Annotated in this window: 8 protein-coding genes; 3 read left to right on the top strand and 5 right to left on the bottom strand. The window is 52.7% G+C overall.

All coding sequences use genetic code 11. The features are described 5' to 3' along the window. Positions 1-104: 104 nt before the first annotated feature. The 5 genes from ACR9EC_RS05885 to ACR9EC_RS05865 form a co-directional block, all read right to left on the bottom strand. Entirely contained in the window at positions 105-3,950 is a 3,846-nt protein-coding gene (locus ACR9EC_RS05885; RefSeq protein ID WP_435300555.1) for a multifunctional oxoglutarate decarboxylase/oxoglutarate dehydrogenase thiamine pyrophosphate-binding subunit/dihydrolipoyllysine-residue succinyltransferase subunit, read from the bottom strand. A gap of 401 nt (positions 3,951-4,351) precedes the next feature. Next, entirely contained in the window at positions 4,352-5,152 is an 801-nt protein-coding gene (locus tag ACR9EC_RS05880; RefSeq protein ID WP_435300554.1) for an ABC transporter permease, read from the bottom strand. Further along, positions 5,149-6,072 (bottom strand): ATP-binding cassette domain-containing protein, encoded by a 924-nt coding sequence (locus ACR9EC_RS05875; protein WP_435300553.1) that lies wholly within the window; start codon positions 6,070-6,072, stop codon positions 5,149-5,151. Before ACR9EC_RS05875 ends, ACR9EC_RS05880 begins: the two co-directional genes overlap by 4 nt. Positions 6,073-6,116: 44 nt before the next feature. Further along, complete coding sequence (locus ACR9EC_RS05870) at positions 6,117-7,220, bottom strand: sensor histidine kinase (protein WP_435300552.1); 1,104 nt, start codon at positions 7,218-7,220, stop codon at positions 6,117-6,119. After that, on the bottom strand, positions 7,217-7,957 hold the full coding sequence (locus tag ACR9EC_RS05865; RefSeq protein WP_435300551.1) for a response regulator transcription factor: 741 nt from the start codon (positions 7,955-7,957) through the stop codon (positions 7,217-7,219). The genes ACR9EC_RS05870 and ACR9EC_RS05865 overlap by 4 nt, the downstream gene beginning before the upstream one ends. A gap of 236 nt (positions 7,958-8,193) precedes the next feature. Here ACR9EC_RS05865 and ACR9EC_RS05860 point away from each other — a divergent pair, with 236 nt between their 5' ends. The 3 genes from ACR9EC_RS05860 (at position 8,194) to ACR9EC_RS05850 (ending at position 12,331) form a co-directional block, all read left to right on the top strand. Continuing rightward, positions 8,194-9,531 carry a hemolysin family protein gene (locus tag ACR9EC_RS05860; protein WP_435300550.1) on the top strand — a complete coding sequence of 446 codons (1,338 nt, stop codon included), beginning with the start codon at positions 8,194-8,196 and terminating at the stop codon, positions 9,529-9,531. Beyond that, complete coding sequence (locus ACR9EC_RS05855; protein ID WP_435300549.1) at positions 9,528-10,574, top strand: hemolysin family protein; 1,047 nt, start codon at positions 9,528-9,530, stop codon at positions 10,572-10,574. The genes ACR9EC_RS05860 and ACR9EC_RS05855 overlap by 4 nt, the downstream gene beginning before the upstream one ends. 461 nt (positions 10,575-11,035) lie before the next feature. Next, complete coding sequence (locus ACR9EC_RS05850) at positions 11,036-12,331, top strand: D-alanyl-D-alanine carboxypeptidase family protein (protein WP_435300548.1); 1,296 nt, start codon at positions 11,036-11,038, stop codon at positions 12,329-12,331. Positions 12,332-12,476: the final 145 nt, after the last annotated feature.

Genomic DNA, 12,476 nt, shown 5'->3' with positions numbered 1-12,476 from the left:
AACAAGCGTACAAGCCGGGTGCTGCTGGTTATCCTGCAGCACCCGGCTTGATACAGCATTAGCACGACTGCTTTTTCTGTTTGAAAAAGCGAACCGCTATATACCTAACGGGCTAGGGCCCGTTCGATCAGACTGGTTTGCTCCTGCTTGTGCAGTTTAGCTGTCCCGACTGCCGGAGAAGCGGAGGCAGGCCGTGCAATGACTTCAATCTCCCGACCGAGGTCTTGAGGTAGATGCAGGGCGAGGAATGGCCATGCTCCTTGGTTTTCTGGTTCGTCTTGCACCCACGCGACGTGTGCATCACCGAATGGAGCGAGGGCATCACGAATCTGGTCAGTAGCTAGAGGGTAAAGCTGCTCGAGACGAATAATTGCGACGTTGTCGGCCTGCTCTTTTTCTGCTTGGGCAAGAATGTCGTAGTACACCTTTCCTGAGCACAAGAGAACTCGATCAACGTTGGTTCCTTGTGCTTGGCGGGCAGCAGCTGCTGAGTCACCAATAACTTCTCGGAACGTGCCTTGGGTAAATTCTTCAGGTGTGGAGGCAGCCGCACGTAGACGAAGCATCGATTTAGGCGTCATCACAACGAGTGGACGCCGTGGGCGGGCATACGCCTGACGACGCAACAAGTGGAAGTAGTTCGCTGGAGAACTTGGGTGTGCGATCGTCATATTGTTTTCTGCACACAGCTGCAAGAAACGTTCAACACGCGCAGAGGAGTGGTCTGGTCCTTGGCCTTCGAAACCATGCGGAAGGAGCATGACTACTGAAGAGTGTTGGGACCATTTTTGTTCCGCAGACGAGATGAATTCGTCGATGACGGTTTGTGCGCCGTTGACGAAGTCACCGAATTGGGCTTCCCACAGGACGAGAGCATCTGGACGCTCTACAGAGTAGCCGTATTCGAAGCCAAGGCACGCATATTCAGACAGCGACGAGTCGTATACCCAGAACTTTGCTTGATCTGCTGAGAGGTATAGCAGCGGTGTCCACTCTGCGCCGGTGTTGCGGTCGTGCAGGACAGCGTGACGTTGCACGAACGTGCCACGACGTGAGTCTTGGCCGGCAAGACGGATCGGTGTTCCTTCCATCAGTAAGGAACCGAATGCAAGTATTTCTGCATAACCCCAGTCGATACCGCCTTCTGTGACCATACGGCTGCGTCGCTCAAGCAACTGCTGCAGTTTGGGGTGCACGGTGAAGCCTGCTGGGGAGACAAGGTGTGCGTCTCCGATTCGGTTGAGGACGGATTGGTGTACCGCGGTTTGCCAACCAACCATGGTTCCAGCGTCTTCGCGCTGTGATTCTGGTCGTTCTAGACCAGCTACTTGTTCGGTGTGTGCTGGAGGCAGGAAGCCGCCGTCACGGGTTTCTGTGAAGGCTCGTTCTAGCTGGGTGTGATAGTCCTGCAACACAACTTCAGCTTCTTCAACAGAAATATCGCCTCGGGCAACCAACGTTTCTGTGTACAGCTTACGTACGGATCGTTTCTTTTCGATCAGGTTGTACATCAGTGGTTGGGTCATCGAAGGGTCGTCACCTTCGTTGTGTCCGCGGCGGCGGTAGCAGACCATGTCGATGATGACGTCTTGGTTGAATTCTTCACGGTAGGCGAAGGCAAGACGAGCGACTCGTACGACAGCCTCAGGGTCATCACCATTCACGTGGAAGATTGGGACTTGGTAGCCCTTGGCAACGTCTGTTGCGTAGTGGGTTGATCGTGAGTTGGATGGGCCGGTGGTGAAGCCGACTTGGTTGTTGATGATGATGTGGATGGTTCCACCGGTGCGGTATCCGCGCAGTTGGGCAAGGTTGAGCGTCTCCATGACGACGCCTTGGCCGGCGAATGCTGCGTCACCGTGAATCAGGATAGGCAGGACGGAGAAGCCGTCTCCACCAAGGTCGATTCGGTCTTGCTTAGCGCGGACGATTCCTTCAAGTACTGGGTCGACAGCCTCAAGGTGTGATGGGTTTGCCGCGAGTGACACTTTGGTGGTGGCACCGCTTTCTGCGGTGAACTGGCCTTCAGTGCCGAGGTGGTATTTGACGTCGCCGGAGCCTTGGTATGTGCGTGGGTCTAGGTTTCCTTCGAACTCGGCAAAGATTTGTCCGTAGCTCTTGCCTGCAATGTTTGCCAGGACGTTGAGTCGGCCGCGGTGCGCCATTCCGATGGATACTTCGTCGAGTCCGCCTTCTGCTGCTCCTGTGAGGATCTCGTCGAGGAGTGGAATAACGGATTCGCCGCCTTCTAGCGAGAAGCGTTTTTGTCCTACGAATTTGGTTTGTAGGAAGGTCTCGAATGCTTCGGCAGAGTTGAGCAGGCGCAAGATGCGTAGTTGTTCGTCGCGTGGTGTGCGCTCGTAGTTTGATTCGAGGCGTTTTTGTAGCCAGGTGCGTTGTGCACGGTCTGCGATGTGCATGTATTCCACACCGATGGTGCGGCAGTAAGCGTCGCGCAGGAGTCCGAGGATGTCGCGGAGTGTTGATTTTGGTTTTCCGCCGAACCCTCGTGTTGGGAATACCCGGTCGAGGTCCCACAAGGTTAGGCCGTGGGTTTGTACGTCAAGGTCTTGGTGTTTGCGTTGGCGGTAGGCGAGTGGGTCGGTTTCCGCCATGAAGTGTCCGCGGGACCTGTATGCGTGGATAAGTTCTGCGATGCGGGCAGGCTTTTCTGCTTCAGCATCGGCGTCGATTGTGTTGTCGCGTACCCACCGGATTGGCTCGTATGGAATGCGTAGCGCAGCAAAGATGCGGTCGTAGAACTCGTCGAGCCCGAGGAGTTTGTTATTGATGATGCGCAGGAAGTCTCCGGACTGTGCACCTTGGATAATGCGGTGATCGTATGTTGAGGTCAGGGTGAGGACCTTCGATACACCCATTTTTGAGAGTTGTTCCGTTGACGCACCGGCGAACTCTGCAGGGTAGTCCATAGCGCCAACACCGATGATGGCGCCTTGTCCCTTCATGAGTCGTGGTACTGAGTGTACGGTGCCGATGGTTCCGGGGTTTGTTAGGGAGACAGTCACGCTTTGGAAGTCTGATACTTCGAGTTTGCCTCCGCGTGCGCGGCGTACAACGTCTTCGTAAGCGGCTACGAACTGTGCGAAGTCCATGGTGTCTGCGTTTTTGATGGCAGGCACGAGGAGCTGACGCGAACCGTCTGGTTTTTGAATGTCGATGGCCAGCCCGAGGTTGACGTGAGCGGGGGAGACCATGGATGGCTTGCCATCTAGTTCGAGGTAGCCTGCGTTCATTGCCGGCATTTCAGCTAATGCTTCGACAAGGGCGTACCCGATGATGTGCGTGAATGAGACTTTGCCGCCTCGGGTGCGGACGAGGTGGTTGTTGATGACGATACGGTTGTCGACCATCAACTTTGCTGGGATTGCACGCACAGAGGTAGCGGTTGGAACTTCCAGGCTGGCTTCCATGTTTTTGATGAGGCGTGCTGCTGGGCCGCGTAGTTTTTCGACGTTGTCTGGAACGTCGTCTATTTCTTGTGCAGTTTTACGTTTGCCTTCTGCAGCATAAGGTGCGGTAGCAGGTTGTGCGGTTGCTACAGGTCGTTCGGAGGCTGCCGCTTCGAGGGCGGCTTGTTCACCAACAGTGGGAGCAGATGGTGCCGGTGCTGGTGCAGGGTCTGTGGTAGTCACGCGAGGAGCCTTTGATGCAGGAGGAGTGTCTTGTGGTGTGACTTGAGCGTTCGTGGAAACGCTGCTGTGTGAAGTGGGTTCTGGTGCAGACGAAGGTGTTGCTGGGGTGGTTGGCTGCGGTTCGCTTGTGGGTGAGTCTATGGAAGGTTTGTAGTCTTCAAAGAATTCCCACCAGGCAGGGTCAACAAGGTTCTTGTCGGTGAGGAATTGGTCGTATAACTCGTCCACGAGCCATTCGTTTGCGCCAAACACCGCACCTGCAGTGCCGATCGACTTTGACTCAGCATTGGAGGACACTTAGGGATCGCCCACTTTCACTTAGATTACCCGTCAAAATGTGACGGCTATCCCTCTAAGGTTAGGGCCTAAAGGCCTATGCGTGTGCACATAGTGACTAATGTCAGAGTGGGGTTGTGTGTAGGAGTGTGCGCCTCGACGGGTGTGGGTAAAGCCTTGGCAATAGTGGTGCGTGGGCTAAGTAAAAGGCGCGTTGGGTTGGCGTTGTGGAAGTATGGATTTGTTTGATCGGCGGTCACCTTTGCGTACAAACTTTTGATGTTCGCCTTGAGTGAAACGTGGCGCCTGCGTGTGTGCGTGTCTCACCTCACGATATGAGCGCTGTTGAGGTGAGCAAAACAGCGCAAAAAAAGAACAAGCTTGGGATCAACCTAGCAAGTGATTGATCCCAAGCCAGCACATTAGCTAATGTCGCGTTTTAGCGTGGTTACGCGCCCGATGGCGGCAAACAGCACAGCGTAACCGAGGAGAACGGCAATAGCAGCCCACAGCGGCAACAATTCGGTTGATGACGAAAGCGCATAGAAGGATCCGCCGGCAATAGCGTCACCTGCGCCGCCAGGTAGATATTGAGCGATTGCGTCTCCGCCAGGGGCAGCAGGAAGAGCAATGCGGGCAATTGGTTCGATGAACTGAGTGAACACGATCAGGGTAACGATCGCAGCAACCTGGTTGGTGATTATGGAGCCGAGTGCAACACCCACGATCAGCCAGATGGTCGTTGACAAGACCGAGCGCCCAATTATTTCCCACGTGTCGGCGGAACCTAATTGCGGATCGACGCCACCCACGGAAAGTACGAGCCCTCCCAGCGCAACACAGCCAAAGGTTCCACCTAGCCCATAGAACACGCCCATAGGAATGGCCGCACACATTTTTGCCCACAAGATGCGACCACGTTTAGGTACAGCCAGCAATGTTGGGGTGATTGTTTTATGTCTAAATTCTCCGGTGAAAGACAAAACACCGATTAAAGCTGGGAATACATACCCAAAAGATACCGATGTTGTGTACACAATTGATGGTGCTGTTGCGGGGTCAAGTGCCATTGCATCTTGCCCAGTATCGCCTGCATCAACGGTAAACATGAAGGCCATGCCTGCGGCCGTCGCTCCCATGTACACGACCATGATGATGAGCAAAATCCACCACATGCGGGTAGAAACAAATTTGCGGTATTCGCTGACGAGTGTAGCTTTCATCGTGCTACCTCCACCTGTGTTGTGCCGTTTTCTGGAGCGGTTAAACGCAAGAATGCCTCTTCAAGGGATTCGGTGAGGTCTGTCAGCTCGTGTACTTCTATACCGGCTTTGAACGCAGTGGTTCCAACTTCTGCAGTGCTTAGGCCAGAAATGTATGTTGCTGTTTCATCGGTTTCACTGTTCCAGTTGTTGGTGGCAACTATGTCGCGTACTTTTTCAACGTCAGGAGATACGAGTCGTACACGTGTTGTTGAAAGTGTTGATAATTCAGCAATTGGAGATGCATGTCGTAGTTTTCCTTGGGAAATAATGACGACGTCATCCACGCTTTGTTGTACTTCAGACAAGATGTGGCTTGATACTAAGATGGTTTTTCCTTGGCTGGCTAAGTAGCGTAAAAACTCTCGCAGCCATCGGATTCCTTGCGGGTCAAGGCCGTTTGCCGGCTCGTCAAGAATGAGGTATTTCGGGTCTGCAAGTAACGCAGCCGCAAGCGCTAAACGTTGCCGCATACCCATAGAAAACCCGCCTACGCGCTGTTTTGCGGCATGGGTTAATCCCACAAGGTCGAGGACTTCATTGACGCGGGCGTCGTCTACTCCAGCGATGGGTGCATACACTCGTAGGTGGTTTTGTGCGGTTCTGCCAGGGTGGAAGCTGGAAGCTTCAAGTGCTGCGCCGACGACGGTGCTGGGGTGCGTGAACTTGGTGTAATGCGTGTCGCCAAAGGTGGCTGTTCCAGAGGTGGGGTTGGTGAGCCCGAGGAGCATGCGCAGGGTGGTTGTTTTTCCGCTGCCGTTTGGCCCTAAGAATCCGGTGACACGTCCGGGCCTGACAGTGAACGATAAATCGTTGACAGCTGTCAGGGCACCGAACTGTTTAGTGAGGTGAGAGAACTTAATCTCGCTGGTGGTGTCCATGCCCACAGTCTAGTGTTCTACAAGGACTATAACAATTGTTTTTGTTAGGTTAACTTATTTTCTTCATCGCGTTGATGTACATGCGGTGCGCTAGGCAACCGAACCTGAATACGCGCTCCATGAAGCGAATCCAACGCTTGAACCGTTCCGCCATGAAGGTCAACAGCCCACCGGACAATAGCAAGACCGATCCCCGTACCACCAGAAGTTGGATGATTAACGGTGGTCGAATTAGGCCCCCCACGCGCAAAACGTTGGAATATCTTTTCTCGGTCTTCTTTCTGAATACCAGGACCTTCATCAAGGAATTCCAACACGATTTCGTCATCTTCAGCACGTGCTGTTACATAAACTGTTCCGCCATAAGGCGAGTGGCGAATAGAGTTCTGCACAAGATTCGTGACGATTTGCCGGAGGCGCTCTGGATCAGAATGTAACGTCAAATCTTCTGGATACACGTCGACAACAAATTCAATGTTTTTGCCGGCGTCAAGCATCGTGAGCGACCCGACAGCGTCATCAAGGAAATCAAGAACATCGATTTCAGAGATTTTTAATTCAGCTGCCCCAGCTTCGATACGCGATAAATCAAGAAGATAAGACACTAAACGTGACAGCCGTTCCGTTTGGACAAGCGCAGTGTTTAGTGTCGCCGGAGTTGGCTCAATAACGCCATCGACAAGGTTCTCCAACTGGGCATGCAAAGCAGCCACAGGTGTGCGTAACTCATGCGAAACGTTTGCTATGACGTCACGACGAATCTGATCAGCAGAAGCAATTTCTTCTGACATCGAGTTGAACGCAACCGCGAGCTGGCCAACCTCGTCACGACTCGTCGCCCGTACGCGCTGTGAATAGTCTCCTTCAGACATGGCTTGCACAGCAGCCGTCATTTGCCTCAGTGGAGATGTCATGCCTCTCGCAATGATCAAGGTGAAAGCGAGCGAAATGATAATTGCTAAAGGAAAAGACCGTGTCGGCCCTAACTCCTTTTGTAGCCCCCACCACGTGATGACAACGGCAATAGTGACCGAAACAAGCACGACAAGCGATAGCTTAACCTTCAGCGAGCGAATACCGTCTAGCGGGCGAACATCAGGGATGTTCGCTGCTAGACGAGCGGTGCGTGAAGAATCAGAAGAGGTCATTGCGCAGGAGGCTCAAACGCGTAACCGACACCGTGCACGGTGCGAATCAAGTCTGCACCCAACTTACGTCGCAACGCTTTGATGTGTGAGTCCACTGTTCGAGTACCACTTGCGTCTACCCAATCCCACACTTCAGCAAGTAAGTGTTCGCGAGTTTGGACAGTTTTTGGTGAGCTTGCGAGCATGACAAGCAATTCGAATTCAGTTGGTGTCAGATGAACCTCATCTTCACCCCGGTGAACCCGGCGTTGAGCGCGATCAATAACGACGTCTCCAACGGTGATAAGTGCTTCGGCAGGATTTCCTGACGAGGCTTGCGCTGCACGATCAACGCGACGTAACAGAGCTTTCAAGCGTGCGACTAGTTCACGCATTGAAAACGGTTTAGTCATGTAGTCGTCAGCGCCAACCCCAAGCCCGATGAGCATATCTGTTTCATCGTCTCGCGCGGTTAGCATGAGAACAGGTAGTGGGTTTTCTGCTTGTATGCGTCGGCAGACTTCAAGACCGTCAATTCCTGGGAGCATGACGTCAAGCACGACTGCGTCTGGTTGTATTCGAGCTGCGGCTTCAACTCCGCTTAGGCCGTCTCGGGCAACTTCGGTGCGCCAGCCTTCGGAGGTCAGACGCTGCGCGATCGCTGTTGCAATGGCAGGTTCGTCTTCAACGATTAGTATCGTTGCGCCAAAGCTATTCGATCGATTTGTAGCCTCAGAGTGCACATTTCCATAACTCATACTTCAAACTTTGGCATACTCAGGTTGAAATGTGCTCGATATTCGCTGGAAATTAACTGTGAAGGCTGCGTGCTGTGATGAGGAAATCCGGTGAATCTACTAAACTCAAGCCACTATGACTCAACGTAAACAGCCCCGACATCCGGGCCCACCTATTCCTCATAAAGGCCAGTATCTGCGCTGTTTAAGCCCATATTTCTGCTCTGTTTTGGAGCTTGCTGGAGAGAAGGAATAGCGTGGGAGATTGGCTTTTTGTCCTTGGCGGCGTGTTGCTGACGGTGGGGACTGCAATCTTTGTTGCAGCAGAGTTTTCGCTTGTCACAATTGACTCAGCAACGCTTGGTGACGATGAAGAAAACGGTTCGCCTCACGCAAAGGGCGGCTGGAGGGTGCGTGTTTTACGCCGCAGTCTTAAGCATTTGTCTACTGAGTTGTCGTCATCGCAAGTTGGCATCACGGTGACAACTATTTTGTTGGGGTACACCACTCAACCTGCTGTTGTGCGACTCATTAGTGACGGGTTGGGTAACACCGCGCTTACCTCCGCGACAGCCTCTGTCATTGCCGGAATCCTTGCTTTTTTTGCAGTGAACTTGTTTTCGATGCTGTTCGGTGAGTTGATTCCGAAGAACTTTGCTTTGAGTGCCCCATTAGGTACTGCCAAAATTGTTGTCCCATTGCAGCGAATTTTTACTGTTTTGGCTAAGCCCGTTATTACCGCGTTGAACGGGAGTGCGAACGCTATTTTGCGGCGGATGGGTATTGAACCTAAAGAAGAATTATCGGGTGCGCGTTCGACAACCGAATTAGCGTATCTGGTGCAGCGATCCGCAGAACAAGGCACGTTAGATGTGTCGGTGGCTCAGCTCATTACCAATGCTGTTGATTTTGAAGAGCTCACTGCTGTTGATGTGATGACCGACCGGATGCGTATGTCAGTTGTGTCGCGAGAAGATACTGCACATGACGTCATTCAGCTGGCGCGCGCAACAGGCCATTCGCGTTTCCCTGTGATTGGGGATTCTCGCGATGACGTTGTTGGGCTGGTGCATTTACGTAAAGCTATCTCTGTGCCCTATGACAAGCGAGACGCGGTGCCGGCGATGGCTCTTGTTGATGAAGCGCCGCAGGTGCCTGAGACTGTCCGGTTAGGCCCTCTGCTTGTAGATCTACGTGAGTTTGGTATGCAGATGGCTGTTGTCGTGGATGAATACGGCGGCACCTCTGGGATTGTCACGCTAGAAGACGTTGTGGAAGAGCTCGTGGGCGATGTGGCTGACGAACATGATTCGCGGCGTTCTGGTGTGCTGTTAGCTTCGGACGGAACGTGGGGTGTGCCAGGGCTGCTTCGTCCCGACGAGCTACATGAACGGACAAAGATTTCACTTCCAGAAGACCCCAGCTATGAAACTCTTGGTGGGCTGGTAATGAAGGAACTGGGGCAAGTGCCGAAGGTGGGCGATAGCGTTCGCGTGGTAAGCGAGTTTGATGCTCGAGTGGTTGTCTTGACTGTGGAATTAATGGATGGGCGACGCATTGATCGTCTCCGGGTGAAAGTGGAGCAATCGTCGTGAGCAATGAAGTAGCAATATTTATTGGGGTGTTGTTGCTTGCTGCCAACGCATATTTTGTTGGCGCAGAGTTTGCTATCTTGTCGGCTCGTCGTTCTGCTATGGAGCCTTTAGCAGCGAGTGGAGATAAGCGCGCAAAAACCGTGATCTGGGCTATGGAGCATGTGTCGCTGATGCTTGCAGCGTGTCAGCTCGGTGTCACTGTGTGTTCTGTGAGCTTGGGTGTTATTGCTGAACCTGCTGTGGCAAAAGTAGTGGAGCCGCTGCTTGAACTTATGCATGTTCCTCATGCGCTGGTGCATCCTATTGCTTTTGTGATTGCACTGATCGTGGTTGTGTATCTGCATGTTGTGGTGGGCGAGATGGTCCCTAAAAACATGTCTGTTTCTAGCCCAGATAAAGCCGTGTTGTTGTTTGGCCCTCCGCTTGTGTGGATTGCACGGGCTGTGAAGCCAATCATTGTCGTGTTGAACTGGGCAGCAAATCATTTTGTGCGTTGGTCGGGGGTTGACCCTAAGGACGAGGTCGCTTCAACGTTTACTGCTCAAGAAGTGCAATCGATTGTGGAGCATTCGCAGGCTGAAGGCTCTATTCGTGATGAGCAGGGCTTGTTAAGTGGGGCGTTAGAGTTTTCGGCTAAGAAAGCGGAAGACGTCATGGTGCCTTATGACCAGTTGGTTTCTGTGCCTGAAGGTTTTACTCCTGCGGATGTAGAGAGGCTTGTTGCACAGACCGGGTTTTCTCGGTTTCCAGTTGTACGACATGAGCGCGAGATTACGGGTTATATCCATGTGAAAGATGTGTTGTATGCCCCTGAAGACCAGCGCGAGGAGCCGTTGGCTCGGTATCGGTACCGGAACTTGGCTGTGAGTGCGTGTAGCGACGAAGTTGAGGATTCTTTGGTCGCTATGCAGCATTCAGGTGCTCACCTTGCTCGTGTGCTGAAAGGCTCGACAACAGTTGGGGTGATCTTTTTGGAAGATATTCTTGAAGAGCTTGTGGGTGAAGTGCGTGATTCTATGCAGCGCGGTGCTAAACGAGGCTGAGATGATAAGCGTAATAATGTCTAATTTTCGCGATTTAGAACATTATTTAATGGTTTAACATAAGTTTACACGTGGTGAGTATTACTCCCCATCGGCTTAAGAACTCCCGTCCAAAGGGTTGGTTTCACCCCGTAGTTTGGATATGCTTACTTCAGCGTTACACCTTGTTTGATACCTCTTACCGCCACGTTGACGTGAATCCGCACGCTTTTGCTGTGCGATTTTTGTTTAGGTTTACGGCAGCCATTGAGAGTGTGTTGAGCAAGATCCCTGTTATGTGGTGCAGTGCAGCGCGCCTAAGACAACAATGCGAAGGAGTACACGTGGACCAGCCGCGGACGAACACCTGTTCTCCGTTGCCGACCCGGCGCTCTCTACGAGAGGCAGAGACGGCAACACCGCATCACAATGATGCGCCTTACCGTTCTCCCTCGCTTAACTATGCAGGTCAGGCTTTGGGAGTGAGTACACCTCCCGTGCAAGCCGCAGCGACTCGTGGTTCATTGCGGCAAGAGCGTGTTGCGCGCACTCCGGCATCAAGTGCTCCTATGACTCGGGCACAACTGCGTGAACTTGAACGCTCTCGTATGAGTGCGCAAGAAGCTTCCGTGATGGTTATGGATGAATCTCCTCGGGCATCTGCGCCTGTTGTTATGACTCCGCCATCAGCTGCGGGGGAGATGCCTATAGCGGCTCCTGCCGGGCGTTCTTTGCCATCTGCGGCTTCTCCTGTTGACGCTGCTGGTGCAGAAGACGTTCTTGCTGAAGTTGAAGCTGTGATGGCACAAGTTCAAGCACGGCTTAGCCAAGCCGGCAATGTCGACGAATCCGCTCCACAGCCTGTTGTATTGCGTCCAGGTTTTGATGAGCCAGTCGATACTACTGCTCCGCACTGCTCTATCCACGGCACTGGGGAAATCGAGCGTTTAAACGTCATTCCTGGTACCTCTGTTGTTCTTGATACAGCAGTAGACCACGAGACGTATAACCAGCCTTCTACACGCGTTGGGGCTACGTTGCGGGTCACGGAACGTGACATCCACGATGCTAACGTGCGTGTTTCGCGGAAACATCAGTGGGCTTCACGCGCGGCGGTACTGGGTTCTATCGGTCTAGCGACTGTCGCAGTTCCTGTCCTTGCGAACACGTCTTCTTCTGGTGAAGCGCCTTTCTTAGCGCTTTCGACCGAGGGGGAGTTGCGCGGTCCATCAACGATCGATGTTATTTCAGCTGATCGTGGAGAAGACCCCATTCCTGAAGCTATCGCACAGAGCGTGAGTGAAGACGAGCGTGCATATGTCGTTGCTTCACGAAGCGAAATCCGTGAAGAACTCTCTGGCTGCGATCCCACTAAAACAACAACGGGCACAAACGGAAACCTTGATAAAAAGGATTTGTGTTTGGTGCTGAATGGTCAATACCTGCAAGCGGAAGCAGCTTCAGCTTTTTCTGCATTGAATGAGGCCTTTAAAGATCGTTTTGGTCATAACATGTGCATGACCGATGGTTACCGTAACTTGAGTACTCAATACGTGTTGAAACGCCAAAAAGGTGGTCTCGCGGCTACTCCAGGCACGTCAAACCACGGGTGGGGTTACGCAGTTGACCTGTGCCCCAACTCATACCAGTCTGCTGAAAAATGGCAGTGGATGATGACAAACGCAAAAACGTATGGATGGGAGCTCCCTGGCTGGGCTAGCCGCTCCTATGAGCCGTGGCACTGGGAATACACCGCTGGTGTTAAAGCAACCTCATAAACTATAGATACATAAACGTGGAGGCAAGAACAACTGTTCTTGCCTCCACGTTTTTATGCGTCCACATTTTGCATGCACGCCACTGCAGCAAAGGAGGGGCTGACCCAGTAACTACTGGGCCAGCCCCTCCTTAAAGAAGGATCAA

Origin of the sequence: Timonella sp. A28, assembly GCF_051200815.1 — a bacterium.
Classification (GTDB): domain Bacteria; phylum Actinomycetota; class Actinomycetes; order Actinomycetales; family Cellulomonadaceae; genus Timonella.
This window is presented reverse-complemented; position numbering and strand designations above follow the sequence as displayed.

What these genes read in the sequence shown, in the direction of transcription:
- ACR9EC_RS05880 (WP_435300554.1), bottom strand. Translation starts at nt 5,152, where the DNA reads ATGAAAGCTACACTCGTCAGCGAATACCGCAAATTTGTTTCTACCCGC.
- ACR9EC_RS05875 (WP_435300553.1), bottom strand. Translation starts at nt 6,072, where the DNA reads ATGGACACCACCAGCGAGATTAAGTTCTCTCACCTCACTAAACAGTTC.
- ACR9EC_RS05870 (WP_435300552.1), bottom strand. Translation starts at nt 7,220, where the DNA reads ATGACCTCTTCTGATTCTTCACGCACCGCTCGTCTAGCAGCGAACATC.
- ACR9EC_RS05865 (WP_435300551.1), bottom strand. Translation starts at nt 7,957, where the DNA reads ATGAGTTATGGAAATGTGCACTCTGAGGCTACAAATCGATCGAATAGC.